The 13899-nt window shown below is 42.4% G+C and carries 11 protein-coding genes; 8 read left to right on the plus strand and 3 right to left on the minus strand.

What is annotated here, in order from left to right:
• Window positions 1–4: 4 nt before the first annotated feature.
• Window positions 5–775 carry a WecB/TagA/CpsF family glycosyltransferase gene (locus tag SB24_RS12255; protein WP_007407501.1) on the minus strand — a complete coding sequence of 257 codons (771 nt, stop codon included), beginning with the start codon at window positions 773–775 and terminating at the stop codon, window positions 5–7.
• Window positions 776–1130: 355 nt separating this feature from the next.
• Between SB24_RS12255 and tagD the strand changes: the two genes are divergently transcribed.
• The 5 genes from tagD (at window position 1131) to tagH (ending at window position 7998) form a co-directional block, all read left to right on the plus strand.
• Window positions 1131–1520: a glycerol-3-phosphate cytidylyltransferase gene (gene tagD / locus SB24_RS12260; protein WP_003151361.1), complete on the plus strand. Its 390-nt coding sequence runs from the start codon at window positions 1131–1133 to the stop codon at window positions 1518–1520.
• A gap of 137 nt (window positions 1521–1657) precedes the next feature.
• Window positions 1658–3196 carry a glycosyltransferase family 2 protein gene (locus tag SB24_RS12265; protein WP_031379266.1) on the plus strand — a complete coding sequence of 513 codons (1539 nt, stop codon included), beginning with the start codon at window positions 1658–1660 and terminating at the stop codon, window positions 3194–3196.
• A gap of 49 nt (window positions 3197–3245) precedes the next feature.
• Window positions 3246–5420 carry a CDP-glycerol glycerophosphotransferase family protein gene (locus tag SB24_RS12270; RefSeq protein WP_039253621.1) on the plus strand — a complete coding sequence of 725 codons (2175 nt, stop codon included), beginning with the start codon at window positions 3246–3248 and terminating at the stop codon, window positions 5418–5420.
• A 185-nt stretch (window positions 5421–5605) separates the two neighbouring features.
• Window positions 5606–6433 (plus strand): ABC transporter permease, encoded by an 828-nt coding sequence (locus tag SB24_RS12275; protein WP_003151365.1) that lies wholly within the window; start codon window positions 5606–5608, stop codon window positions 6431–6433.
• Window positions 6434–6453: 20 nt separating this feature from the next.
• Window positions 6454–7998, plus strand: coding sequence for a teichoic acids export ABC transporter ATP-binding subunit TagH (gene tagH, locus SB24_RS12280; RefSeq protein ID WP_039253623.1), 1545 nt, complete (start codon window positions 6454–6456; stop codon window positions 7996–7998).
• Window positions 7999–8037: 39 nt separating this feature from the next.
• On the opposite strand, the gene galU is transcribed toward tagH, so the two are convergent.
• Entirely contained in the window at window positions 8038–8922 is an 885-nt protein-coding gene (gene galU / locus SB24_RS12285; protein WP_003151367.1) for a UTP--glucose-1-phosphate uridylyltransferase GalU, read from the minus strand.
• Window positions 8923–9150: 228 nt separating this feature from the next.
• Between galU and wecB the strand changes: the two genes are divergently transcribed.
• Window positions 9151–10290 carry a non-hydrolyzing UDP-N-acetylglucosamine 2-epimerase gene (wecB, locus tag SB24_RS12290; RefSeq protein ID WP_039253626.1) on the plus strand — a complete coding sequence of 380 codons (1140 nt, stop codon included), beginning with the start codon at window positions 9151–9153 and terminating at the stop codon, window positions 10288–10290.
• Between the two features lie 30 nt (window positions 10291–10320).
• Here wecB and tagU read toward each other — a convergent pair whose 3' ends face one another.
• Window positions 10321–11238: a polyisoprenyl-teichoic acid--peptidoglycan teichoic acid transferase TagU gene (gene tagU / locus SB24_RS12295; RefSeq protein WP_003151369.1), complete on the minus strand. Its 918-nt coding sequence runs from the start codon at window positions 11236–11238 to the stop codon at window positions 10321–10323.
• Between the two features lie 181 nt (window positions 11239–11419).
• Here tagU and SB24_RS12300 point away from each other — a divergent pair, with 181 nt between their 5' ends.
• Complete coding sequence (locus SB24_RS12300; protein WP_007407496.1) at window positions 11420–11737, plus strand: hypothetical protein; 318 nt, start codon at window positions 11420–11422, stop codon at window positions 11735–11737.
• Window positions 11738–11769: 32 nt separating this feature from the next.
• Complete coding sequence (locus SB24_RS12305) at window positions 11770–13890, plus strand: SpoIID/LytB domain-containing protein (RefSeq protein ID WP_039253628.1); 2121 nt, start codon at window positions 11770–11772, stop codon at window positions 13888–13890.
• The last annotated feature ends 9 nt before the right edge of the window (window positions 13891–13899 follow it).

Below are 13899 nucleotides of genomic sequence, written 5' to 3' on the forward strand. Positions count from 1 at the left end.
TTGTTTAAAGCTGTTTCGTTTGATCTTCTGCCTGCTTGGAATACAGGCTTTTATTTGATTTATTATTTCTCAAAACGGTAAAAGCATACTTCGGAATGTTCAGCATCCTTTTCCATCTCCACGGATTCGTCACCAGTCTGTACAGCCATTCCAGATTCGTTTTGATCATCCATTCAGGGGCGCGTTTCACCGTTCCGCTGAACACATCAAAGCTTCCGCCCAAACCGATCGATACAGCCTGAGGGAAAAGATGTTTGTATTCATAAATAAATTGTTCCTGATGGGGATATCCTAAGGCGACAAACACGAGATCGGGTTTCGCCCGTGAAATCTGTTTGGCGACGAAGCGTTTATCCGCTTCATAACCGTTGCTGGCTCCGACAACCTCAATATTCGGATACTCTTTGCTGATCCGGTTCAAAACGGCGTCAAGCACGTCTTGTTTAGCTCCGTATAAAAATATTTTTTTAGACTGCCGGTTTGCGAGGCCGAGCAGCGCAAGAAACACATCGAATCCCGCAATTCTTGATTTCAGCGGGTGCTGCGTCAAACGTGACATTAACACGACGCCGATACCATCCGGCAGGACGAAATCCGCGGAAGAAATGACTTGATGATAACCTTTGTCTTTCGCCGCAGCGTATCCGATCTCAGGATTGACCGTCGCAATGACGGCTCCTTGCTTCTGTGCGATATAATAAGTGTCTAAATATGAAATAAACTCCTGTAAATTTCCATTAACATAAGAAAGGTTGTGCACCATTTCAGTCTGCATCTGCCGTCCTCCTTTTTGTACGGGATTTTCTTTCACTTTTTCGTGAATTAGGCTAAGCTTTATTTTAACATAATACCTTCAGATAAACTTAACAATAGTTTTACAAAAATATAAATAAGATAACAATTTCTTTAATCATACGCGCAAAAACCCTGCTAAACTCCTATTGTAATAACATTTGTTAATAAGTGGAATGTAACTTCGTTTTACATTGGCTTAACCTTTTCAGGGCTATGTGATATAATGAGGTTCCATGAGTACGAAATTGGCACTTTAGTGATTAAGGATACAGCTGCGCAGCATTTCAGAGCAGTTGCTTGTTATACGTATGATGATAGAAAGGAGCTTTTGTTTCATGAAGAAGGTCATTACTTACGGAACGTTTGATTTACTGCATTGGGGTCATATTAAACTGCTTGAGCGCGCAAAGCAGCTTGGAGATTACCTTGTTGTTGCCATCTCAACAGACGAGTTTAACCTGCAAAAACAAAAAAAGGCCTACCACAGCTATGAACACAGAAAGCTGATTCTGGAAACGATCCGTTATGTCGACGAAGTCATTCCGGAAAACAGCTGGGATCAAAAAGTACGTGACGTAGCGGATCACAACATCGACGTGTTCGTAATGGGAGACGATTGGGAAGGCAAATTCGATTTCCTTAAAGATCAATGCGAAGTCATCTACCTCCCTAGAACCGAAGGCATTTCCACCACACAGATTAAAAAAGAAATTGCCGGGGTGTAATTGAAACATTCGGATATACAGATGATAAAGAAGTACTCCCTCCGGATAGGGAGTACTTCTTGTAATATAAGGTTATTTTCGCTATATTTGTTATGCGCTTTTGAAAAAAAGCTAGACAATAAGAGGAGAATTTAAAGATGAATCTTAGTAACTTTTTTAAGTTGAATAAAAAAGAGTCCAAGCCGTCCGTAGAAGAACGCGAATATACCATTTTAAACAAAGAAGCATTGGCGGAAGAGAAGAAGGTAGCGGTAGTCGTTCCTGTTTATAATGCAGAAGAATATGTAAGGAAAACAGTTGATTCAGTGATCCTTCAAAACATCGGCTTTCAGCATATTTCTTTAATTCTGGTCGATGATTGCTCTACTGATGATTCCAGAAACATCCTGACTGAGTACGCCGAATTGTATGAAAATATTACAGTCGTCTTTTTGAAAGACAACACGGGAACCCCGGCTTATCCGAGAAACTTGGGAATTGAGCTGGCTAATGCGAAGTACATTACATTTTTGGATGCGGATGATTGGTTTGCGCCGAACGGAGTTAAAATCTTATTCGACATGCTTGAAAGAGATCAGGTAAATTATGCGGTCGGAAAAACGATCGAAATGCAGGTGAATGGTCAAAAAACGATCGGGAAACATGAGTCTTCGCTGAACAGAGCGAAGGTATCGCCTTTTTCAATCCGGCATATTTTCTATCATCTCGGCCCGCGGGCAAGAATGATGAACTTACAATTTCTAAAAGATAATGATATCAGATATCCGGAAATGAAATTTGCTGAAGATAAGCAATTTTTTATGGATGTTCTTTTGGCGTGCGGAGATATTTCAACGTCAACCGAACCGGTCTATTATCTGAACAGAATGGACAATAATGAGTCGCTGACAAAGCAGACTAATATAATGGAAAAAACCGACACGAACATAGCCGTAATGAAGTATATTCTGAACAAAAAATTAGATACTGAAAAAGAGAAGATGGCGATGAACCGCCTGATCGAATTCGATTCCATTACGCGTCTTTTCGATCGGATGCACTTCCTGAAAAGCGAAAACAAAGAAGCCTACTACAATAAATTCAATGAAATTCTGAATGTGTTAAAGAAGACGAAATACGATATTTCCGAGACATTTTTTCATCCGATTCATAAAACAGCCTACCGTCTGCTGACTCAAAAACGGTATGATGAGGTCGAAAAGCTGTTCCGCTGGTCCAAAAAAGAGCCCGATAAAAACATCGTGACGCAAGGCGGACTGGCTTATTTAGAAAGCCCGCTGACGGATGAAGAAAATAAACTGGTCGAACTTCGCATGCACGGAGAAACGGAAAGCGCGGTGTTCGCCGATCATAAATTCACCGTTACGTTCCGCTTGTTCGGACAGGACAGAAATAATGCCCAATATATTCAGTTTCAGCACAGAGATAACATGAAAGTATTCCACCAGTTTCCGGTTCAGTCACTGGGAGACGGGCGGTACGTCCTTGAAATCCCGTTACGTGACATTGAAAAAGTCGGACTTGGCGGTTATATTATGTATGTCATTTATAACGATTATGAACGTGTCATGTTAAACAGAGACGACGGTGAAAAGGTGACGGCAGAAGTGAACGGACTGCAATATCAATTCTACCGGACGGTGAAGGAGAACCTTTCACTGAAAGTAACAAAATGATGATTGTGATTGGATATGTTTAATTGAAACAGAGGAGTAGACTTATTTTATGGGTATAGAAAATCCTGTCAGATACAAGTTAAAACATCTTAACATAAAGGAAGAGACATTCAGCATTACGATATCCTGTGAAAATGTCACTGCAGGGGAAGAGCCTTCTCTTCAGATTATAAATCGTAAGACAAAAGCGGAACTTTCCGTCCCTCTGAAACGGTTGGCCGGAGAAGGCGGGGAGTACCATGCTGTCATGAGCATGGATCTGCTTTCTGACCATACGGACGGCAAAGGATGTCTGGATTTCTATGTCTCCTTTATCAATGATGACAGTGATATCAGTAAAAAACGGTTAAAATCCAGCCTTGAACCTATTGAACTGTCTTCTTATAAAGATGAGGCTCATCATATGTTCTTTTTCCCTTACACGACGAAGAAAGGGAATTTCTCCTTAAAGCTGCTGCAGAAAAAGTTCGTCACGCGGATTGATGAAATGGAGCTCGAATCTGACGGCAGCTTACATCTGAAAGGTTTTGCATTCCGGCTGAATGCGGCAGAAACCTTAAAGATAAAAGAAAAAAACCTGATTCTGAAAATGAAAAAAGGAAAAGAAGAGGAGCCTCTCATTCTGAAGTATCCGCTTCACGACGTGCCGAGACACGACCTTGATGAATATGTTCAGGACACAACGATGCTTGACACGATAGGTTTTGATACAAAAATTGATTTGAATGCCGTTTATAAAGAATTGAATCAGCAGCTAATCTTTCAATTCCATATTCAATTCATTTTTGAAGATGCCGGGACGGGTGAAGAGATTATCACCAACAGCAAACCGTTAAAGGTTCTGAAATCTGAACAAGTAAACCCTAACCAATTCACGATCCTGAAAACGGAGAAAGGGCCTGCCAGATTTCACGTTTTCACGAAAAAGAAAACGAAAAATCTCCACCTGAGGATGAACGATTACAGTTTCAGAACCCGCGTGGAGTATTTTGTGAAAGGAAAGCTGAAACGGGGCGCTTCCTTTGTACGCAAGAGAAAGAATAAGCTGAAAAAGTTTATTGAGAAAAGAATACAAAACACTTATAAAGCGGGATTCAGGGTTGCGGGGAAACTGCCTGTCAAACAGAAATTTGTCATGTTTGAAAGTTTTGCCGGAAAACAGTACAGCTGCAACCCGCGGGCGATTTATGAATACATGAGCAAAGAGATGCCGGAATACCGTCTCTGCTGGAGTGTAAACCCCGCTTACTCACAGACATTTAAAGATAAAGGAATTCCTTATATCGAACGCTTTACGTTCAAATGGCTGTTTGCCATGGCAAGAGCCGAGTACTGGGTTGTCAACAGCCGTATGCCGCTGTGGATTCCGAAACCTGAGCATACGACATATGTCCAGACATGGCATGGCACGCCTTTAAAGCGCCTTGCAGTAGATATGGATGAAGTGCATATGCCGGGAACAAACACTGAAAAATACAAGCGCAACTTTACGACAGAGGCTTCAAAGTGGGATTACCTGATTTCACCGAACGCATATTCAACCGAAATATTCGCCCGGGCGTTTCAGTTTAATAAAACCATGATTGAATCGGGATATCCGCGGAATGACTTCCTTCAAACGGATAACAGCCCTTCTGTCATTAAAGCGCTGAAAGAAAAAATGAATCTTCCGCAAGATAAAAAAGTGATTATCTACGCACCGACATGGCGGGATGACCAATTTTATAAGAAGGGAAAATACAAGTTTGACCTTGATTTAGACCTTCATCAATTGAGAGAAGCGATCGGCGATCGTTATGTCATTATTTTACGAATGCATTATCTCGTGGCGGAAAACTTTGATCTCGGACCGTATGAAGGATTTGCGTATGATTTCTCCAGCTACGAAGATATCCGTGAGCTGTATATGGTCTCTGATTTACTCATAACGGACTATTCCTCTGTCTTTTTTGACTATGCAAATCTGAAAAGACCGATGCTGTTTTATGTGCCTGATATCGAAACGTACCGGGATAAACTCAGAGGGTTTTACTTTGACTTTGAAAAAGAAGCGCCCGGCCCGCTTGTCAAAGAAACAGGTGACGTTATCAAATGGGTCAATGAAACGGAATCAGATGATTATAAGCTTCCGGATTCATTCGGGCCTTTTTACGAGAAGTTCTGTTATTTAGAAACCGGAGAATCGTCTGAAAAAGCCGTAAAAGTGATTTTCGGGGACAAGTAAATAGGTGCAAAAAAGCATAATTTAACCACGTTAATTATGCTTTTTTGCTTAAGTGACGGCCTGTTGCGCTCATGGGATTCAGGCTTGTTATGAAGTGAAAAATACATCGTAATCTGTTACAATTATGAGCGGTGCTTTTGTAAGTCAAAGCTATTACCTAAAACTTACGACTAAGGAAGATTAGAATGAATGCATTGGTAAAAATTCTGAAAGAGCAATTCAACTCATTTCCGCTGATTATGCGGCTTGCAGTGTACGAAACGAAATCAAAGTATCAAGTGAACTATTTGGGTATATTGTGGCAGTTTCTCAACCCTATGATTCAAATGCTGGCTTACTGGTTCGTATTTGGTCTCGGGATTCGCGGCGGACATGATATGGTGCTTGGAAATGGAGACAGCGTACCGTTCATCGTCTGGATGCTGGCCGGCTTAATTCCTTGGTTCTTTATCAGTCCGACGATACTGGATGCATCTAACAGCGTTTTTAAACGGATAAATTTAGTGTCGAAAATGAACTTTCCGATCAGTTCACTGCCTTCTGTAGTGATAGCATCGAATTTATTCAGTTACTTTGTGATGATGGCGATTTATATTATTGTGCTGCTGAGCAACGGACTGTTTCCGACGCTTCACTGGCTGCAATATATTTATTACTTGTTTTGCATGATCAGTTTTATGTTTGCTTTCGGCCTGTTTAATTCAACCATCAGCGTTTTAATCAGGGACTATCAGTTTTTGCTTCAAGCCGTCACAAGGCTGCTCTTTTTTCTTCTGCCGATTTTCTGGGACATTGCGGAGAAATTCGGAAACAGACCTGAAGTTTTGACAATCTTGAAGTTAAACCCTCTTTTCTATATTATCGAGGGCTTTAGAGACAGCTTTATGGAAGGGCAGTGGTTTTTCCACGATGTGAAATACACGCTGTATTTCTGGTTCGTCACACTGCTGTTATTAACAGTCGGTTCACTTCTTCATATGAAATTCAGAGATAAGTTTGTTGACTTTCTTTAATATAGTAAGGAGATTATACGATGAAACTAAAAGTTTCGTTCAGAAATGTTTCAAAACAGTATTTTCTATATAAAAAACAGTCTGACAAAATTAAAGGACTGTTTTTCCCAAACAGAAATCAAAAAGGTTTTTTCGCTGTCCGAAATGTTTCTTTTGACGTCTATGAAGGGGAAACGATCGGATTCGTAGGGATCAACGGCTCGGGAAAATCAACGATGTCCAATTTGCTTGCAAAGATCATTCCGCCGACAAGCGGTGAGATTGATATGAACGGGCAGCCGTCTTTAATCGCGATTTCTGCCGGATTAAACAATCAATTAAGCGGTAAAGACAACATTCGTTTAAAATGTTTGATGATGGGTCTCAACAATCGGCAGATAGACGAGCTTTATGAAAAAATCGTTGAATTCGCGGATATCGGCGACTTTATAGATCAGCCTGTTAAAAGCTATTCAAGCGGTATGAAATCCCGTCTCGGTTTTGCCATATCGGCGCATATGGACCCTGACATCCTTATTATTGATGAGGCGCTCTCAGTAGGGGACCAGACTTTCTATCAGAAATGTGTGGACCGCATTACGGAATTTAAAGAACGCGGCAAAACGATCTTTTTCGTCAGTCATTCCATCGGACAGATTGAGAAAATGTGTGATCGGGTGGCTTGGATGCATTACGGCGAAATGCGCATGTTCGACGAAACGAAAGCCGTTGTGAAAGAATATAAAGCTTTTGTGGATTGGTTCAACAAGCTTTCAAAGAAAGAAAAGAAGAAATATCAAAACGAGCAGATTGAAGGCAGAACGCGGGCAGCCGAGGAACAGAAAATCAGTCAGGCGCAGCAAAAGAAAGCGAAGCCTAAATTCATTGCCAATACGATTCAGATTACGCTGCTTGCATTGCTGGCTGTCGGCGCAGGCGCTTCGATGTTTTCAGACAAGCCACTGCGTGCGATTACATCTTTCGGTGACGTCAAACAGAGCGATGCCGGCCTTTATGAGTCTGTGAATAAACCTGCTTTGGTAAAAGCTGAAAAGGCGGACCTTTATACTGAAAAAGATATAAAAGGAAAAGCCTCCGCAAGTGTAAGTTTCGGCACGAAGGTGCAGGTAGAAGCCGAAAATAACCAGGCGGCCAAAGTGAAATTAAACGATAAAGAGTACTTTATGAAAAAGACTGATCTGTATAAAGTGAACGCTTTAAAAAAGACGGATGTTCAGCTTAATGATTTCAGCGGCAGTTTATCAAGCCAAACAGCAGAAGAGTTTCTCTCATATCTCAATAAAAGCCGGGAGGATGTACAGAGTAAATTGAAAAATCCAGCTGCCGGACAAACGGCTGACGGACGGAACGTATTAAAAACATCCGATGCAAAAACGGATGTAGTGATTGACAAGGATACAGTCTCCGAAGTGATTTTTCATTTATCGCGTCCCGCAGACCTCTCAGCTTTAAGTGAAAAAGGCGGCAGCAAAATCAATCAGAATTTGCTCATGCTTAAAAACCAGGAATATACTTTTTCGGTGAACAATGCTGATAAAACACTGACGGTAACGTCTAAAAAGTAAAGATCACATAAAAAAAGCTGCCGGATTCGGCAGCTTTTTCTATTCGTCAGCTTCTTCTTTTTCAAGAAGATCCTTCATGAACGGAATTAACTTATGGCGGATATCCTGATCCTGTAAGGCAAATTCAAGCGTCGTCTCGATAAATCCGAGTTTTTCACCGACATCGTAACGTTTTCCTTCGAAATCATAAGCGAAGACACGCTGAATGTCATTGAGCTTTTGGATGGCGTCCGTTAATTGAATTTCTCCTCCTGCACCGACTTCCTGCTGTTCCAGGTACATGAAAATTTCAGGAGTGAAAACGTATCTTCCTAAAATAGCCAAGTTGGAAGGAGCTGTGCCCGGTTCAGGCTTCTCTACAAAATTTTTGACCTGGTAACGGCGGCCTTCATTTGTTAACGGATCGATAATTCCGTAGCGGTGTGTGTCGCTTTCAGGAACTTGCTGAACACCGATGATTGAAGACAATGTTTTTTCGTATTCATCCATCAGCTGACGAAGTCCCGGTTTTTCAGCCTGGACAATATCATCGCCGAGAAGAACGGCGAAAGGTTCATCGCCGATGAAGTTGCGTGCGCACCAAACGGCATGACCGAGTCCTTTTGGCTCTTTTTGGCGAATATAGTGGATATCCGCAATATTTGACGATTTTTTCACTTTTTGAAGCAGTTCGATTTTCCCTTTTTCTTCTAAATTGCGTTCCAGTTCAGGGGCATTGTCGAAATGGTCTTCTATTGCTCTTTTTCCTTTTCCGGTTACGATAATAATATCTTCGATGCCGGATTCGACAGCTTCTTCGATAATATACTGAATTGTCGGCTTATCAACGATTGGAAGCATTTCTTTAGGCATTGCTTTTGTGGCCGGCAAAAAACGAGTGCCTAAACCTGCTGCCGGAATAATGGCTTTGCGTACTTTCTTCACTGAATAACACCATCCTTGTTTCTGCAAAATCTTTTTTTCAGAACTATAACCTAGTCTTTTTCCACTTTACCACAATTGATTAAAATTCACACCTTTTAATCCGCTTTCAAAGAGTCTTGTAACGGTTTTTGCTTTGTTTGCCATTAAGCTTTACAATATCTAAGAAACGGCATAAATGTGTTAACATGAAGGGATATCCGACATATAAAACGAGGTGCAGACAAACCGTTGAAAAAACTAAAAGTAATGACCGTATTCGGTACAAGACCTGAAGCAATTAAAATGGCTCCGCTCGTATTAGAGCTTGAAAAATATCAGGAAATTGATTCGCTGGTGACTGTAACCGCACAGCACAGACAGATGCTGGATCAAGTGCTTGAAGCATTCAGCATTACGCCTGATTTTGATTTGAATATTATGAAAGAGCGTCAAACGCTTTCAGAAATTACATCTCATGCTTTGCTGAAACTGGACAAGCTGTTCCAAGAAGTAAAACCAGATATCGTTTTGGTCCACGGAGATACGACGACAACGTTCGCCGGAAGCCTTGCCGCCTTTTATCATCAAATCGCCGTAGGCCATGTGGAAGCCGGTCTGCGTACGCATAATAAATACTCTCCTTTCCCCGAGGAAATCAATCGGCAGATGACGGGCGTGATGGCTGGTGTGAATTTTGCGCCGACAAGCCAGGCCGAGCAGAATCTGCTTTCTGAAAATAAAAAGCCGGATTCTATATTTGTCACGGGAAATACAGCGATAGACGCGCTTCAAACGACAGTGCGGGAAGATTATTTTCATCCGATTTTTGACAAGCTGGAAGGAAGCAGGATGATTCTTTTAACAGCGCACAGACGTGAAAATTTAGGCAGGCCGATGGAACAGATGTTTAAGGCCGTCAGAAGAGTCGTTGAAGAGTTTGAGGACGTACAAGTCGTTTATCCCGTTCATTTGAATCCCGCAGTTCGTGAGGCCGCAGAAGCCCATTTTGCTGATTCGGACAGGGTGCACTTAATAGAACCTCTGGAGGTCGTGGATTTCCATAACTTCGCTGCGAAAGCAAGTTTCATTTTGACCGACTCAGGCGGGGTTCAGGAGGAAGCGCCTTCTCTCGGAAAGCCGGTCTTGGTGCTTCGGGACACAACCGAGCGCCCCGAAGGAGTGAAAGCCGGGACATTAAAGCTGGCGGGTACAGATGAAGAAACGGTGTATCAGCTGACAAAAAAGCTCTTAACCGATCAGGCTGAATATGAACGGATGTCAAAGGCGTCAAACCCTTATGGTGACGGATCGGCTTCAAAACGGATTGTGGAAGAACTGCTTTATCGGTACGGCTATAGAAAAACCCGTCCGCAGCCTTTTACAGAATAAAAAAACTCTGCATCATGCAGAGTTTTTTTATTATTTCAGGCTTTCTTTTAATTCTTTTTTGACTGAAGCGAGGCTTGCTTCATCTAATTTGTAATAATAGATATTGTTGATTCTCGTTCCCGTTCCCTTCAGTTCATGCTGAGTGACTTTGCTGCGGGCGTTTTTATAGTCAGTCATAACCGTCCACATATCATCGAATGACATGTTTGTTTTCATATTGTTTTCAATGACCTTAAACATATCTCCGAATTTCGTGACAGACGAGATGTTTGCCCCTTTAGAAATAATCCCTTCAATCACTTGGCGCTGGCGCTGCTGCCTGCCGAAATCCCCCCGGGGATCTTCTTTTCTCATACGCGTGTAGGCAAGTGCTTCTTCGCCGTTCAGGCTGATGTTCCCCGTTCCGAAAGAGTGCCCGTCGTAGTTGAAGGCAAACGTGCTGTTCACCGTAATCCCGCCGAGTGTATCCACGGTATCTTTGAAGCTCTCCATGTTTACTTTCACAAAATAATCTACCGGCACGTCAAGCAGGTCCTCGACGGTATCCGCGGCCATCTGCGTTCCGCCGAAAGCATAGGAGTGGTTGATTTTATCCATCGTACCTTTGCCGGAGATTTTCGTATACGTATCACGCGGAATGCTGACCATTTCTGTTGTATTCGTTTTAGGATTGACGGTCATATAAATCATCGTATCCGCGCGCCCTTTGTCATTTTTCCGCTCATCGACGCCCATGATTAAAACAGAAATCGGATCCTTCTTTCCGAGATCTATATCCGTGTCACGTTTGTCCGATTTTTTCAAGTCTTCCTGAATGCTTGCCACCGTTGAAGCCGCTTTGTGCCACAAGTAGTAGACGTAGCCTCCTGATGATAAAACTAACAGCCCGATGATTGTTACGATTGTCAGAAGAACTTTTTTCTTCTTTCTTTTTCGTTCAGCTCTCATTTGTCATCACCTTTTCTATTAACTTTCCTGATACAATTTACTAATCTTTATAAACCCAGTCATATTTTTACTTATAACCATGTAATAGACGAAATTCTTAAAAAAAAGGTTACAAAAAGACCTTAAAATTACCTTAAAAAAAAGTTAGTATAAGACGATACATAAAGATGAGGTGAAAAAAATGAAAAAAACTATTGCAGCTTCGTTCTTAATACTGCTTTTTTCTGTTGTATTGGCAGCGTGCGGAACGGCGGATCAATCAAAGAAGGGAAGCGGTTCTTCGGAGAACCAGGCTCAAAAAGAAACGGCATATTATGTCGGTATGGCGGATACGCACACAATTGAAGTAAAAGTGGATGATCAGCCCGTCAGCTTTGAATTTTCTGATGACTTCTCTGATGTTCTGAATAAATTCAGCGAAAATGACAAAGTCAGCATTACGTATTTCACAAATGATAAAGGCCAAAAAGAGATCAAGGAAATCGAGAAAGCAAAATAATACACCATGATCAGCAAAAGGCGGGATAAAAATTGAAGAAAACAATATGGGCTGTCTGTTTTTCTGTGATATTCAGCCTGGCTTTATTACCGGAAAGCACTTTTGCGTCCAGTTCTGATATCTCAGTAAAATTGACGAATTATATTGGTAATAAATCGACTCTGAATATCGAACCTTCAGGAACTTATAAACTGACGGGAAGCGATGTCTCCTCCGTTGTCAGATTGGGAGGCGCGTCCAAATATGATACGGCTAACGCCGCGACATCTAAGTATTGGAAAAACCCGTCCAACGTAGTCGTCGTGAATACGGACGCTTATTTTGCGGACACGCTTTCCGTCATTCCTTTAGCGAATAAACTGAAAGCGCCTGTTCTGCTGACTGAAGCGAAAAAACTGAGCAGCAGCACAGAAGCGCAAATCAAGAAATTCAGTCCGGATAATATTTTAATCATCGGCGGGACGAACAGTATTTCGTCAGCCGCGGAAAAGACATTGAAGAAATACGGCCGCACGAAACGGATCAGCGGAAAAAACAGATATGATCTGTCCAAAAATATTGCGGCCGAAATGGGCAGCTATGACCAGGCGGTCGTAGTAACGGGGGATGTATATACGGATGCGCTGGCAATCGCGCCTTATGCCGCGCAAAACGGCTATCCGATTCTTCTGACGAAAAAAGACTCCCTTCCGAGCTACAATCTGCCTAAAAAAGTGATCATCATGGGAGGCACTTCAAGCGTCAGCAAAGATGTGGAGAATCAAATTAAAAAGAAGGCCTCGGTCACCAAACGAATTACCGGATCAAACAGATATCAAATATCAGCAAACGCAGTCACTTCGCTCGGCATGGATGCAAGCAAAACGGTGGCTGCCAACGGGACTAAATTAGCGGACATCGTTGTCGGATCAAATATTGCCGCCGCAAATCACATGCCGCTTGTATACATCAAAAAAAGCGAAACACCCGCCGACGAGGCCAGCCTTTTTAAAACGAAAGGCACCTATTCTTATACATTAATAGGCAGCGCGAATTCAATTGCCGATTCAGTTAAGGCTGCTTACGCAAAAGAGTTTTATCTCGTAAACGGAAAGACGTACCGTATTGAAACGTCCGGCGGCAAATTAGGCGTTGCAGGCATTAACAGCGGAAAAACGTCTTTCAAGGCGGTTCCTGAAAAATATTCAACAGCAAACACAATCAGCATTGACGGGAAGCCATATCTGGGGAATATGAGTTTCACTGCGGAATCCGGCAAATATGTAAGACCTGTTAATGAAAACATTCCTTTTGAGGATTATCTGAAAGGTGTCCTGCCGAATGAAATGCCGGGAAGCTGGCCGACAGAAGCGCTGAAAGCCCAGGCTGTTGCTGCCCGCACCTACTCTATCGGCAAGATGGGACAAACAGTCGCGGATACAACGGCCTTTCAGGTTTACGGGGGATACAGCTGGTATCCAAACGCCACCGCAGCCGTTAACGGAACAAAAGGGAAAGTGCTCACTTATTCCGGCAGATTGATAGATGCCACTTACTCATCAAGCAATGGCGGTTACATGGAAGCCGGCGATGAAGTGTGGGGATCGAAAGTGCCGTATTTAGTAGCCAAAAAGGATACAAAAGATCCGGAAATCAGCTGGTCTTTAACATTGCAGAAGCAGCAGCTGCCAGCGGGTCTGGATATGAAAAATCCCGCATCCTGGTGGTCTAAAACAAACGAAGCAAATGCCGCGCAGCTCAACGGAATAAAAAATTGGCTGATGAAAAATAAAGAAACCAATGCAAGTTCCATAAAAATTGCAAGCATCTCTGATCTCTCACTCACCGGAAAAACAAAAGGCCAGCGCGCGGAAGACGCCGCGGTGAAGGTCACGTACCATGTGAATGACAAGTCGAAAGGCTATGTCATGAACAAGACTGCATCTGTTGAGGTGAAAGCGTCTGAACTCAGGACGATGATCGGAGCTTCATCTTTTAAAAGCACATACGCCAGTGCGTCCGGTAATTCTTCGCAAATCACGATATCAGGAAAGGGATACGGTCACGGCGTAGGAATGAGTCAATACGGAGCAAAAGAAAGAGCGGAGGCCGGAGAGCCGTATACTTCTATTCTTGCGTTCTATTATCCTAATACAGCACTTACAAACTACTAAACTTCTGTG

It is taken from the genome of Bacillus sp. Pc3 (genome assembly GCF_000815145.1).
In the GTDB taxonomy this organism is placed as follows: domain Bacteria; phylum Bacillota; class Bacilli; order Bacillales; family Bacillaceae; genus Bacillus; species Bacillus velezensis.

Bases quoted from the DNA above. Each gene is read 5' to 3' on its own strand.
- SB24_RS12255 (WP_007407501.1), bottom strand. From the start codon at position 775: ATGCAGACTGAAATGGTGCACAACCTTTCTTATGTTAATGGAAATTTA.
- tagD (WP_003151361.1), top strand. From the start codon at position 1,131: ATGAAGAAGGTCATTACTTACGGAACGTTTGATTTACTGCATTGGGGT.
- SB24_RS12265 (WP_031379266.1), top strand. From the start codon at position 1,658: ATGAATCTTAGTAACTTTTTTAAGTTGAATAAAAAAGAGTCCAAGCCG.
- SB24_RS12270 (WP_039253621.1), top strand. From the start codon at position 3,246: ATGGGTATAGAAAATCCTGTCAGATACAAGTTAAAACATCTTAACATA.
- SB24_RS12275 (WP_003151365.1), top strand. From the start codon at position 5,606: ATGAATGCATTGGTAAAAATTCTGAAAGAGCAATTCAACTCATTTCCG.
- tagH (WP_039253623.1), top strand. From the start codon at position 6,454: ATGAAACTAAAAGTTTCGTTCAGAAATGTTTCAAAACAGTATTTTCTA.
- tagU (WP_003151369.1), bottom strand. From the start codon at position 11,238: ATGAGAGCTGAACGAAAAAGAAAGAAGAAAAAAGTTCTTCTGACAATC.
- SB24_RS12300 (WP_007407496.1), top strand. From the start codon at position 11,420: ATGAAAAAAACTATTGCAGCTTCGTTCTTAATACTGCTTTTTTCTGTT.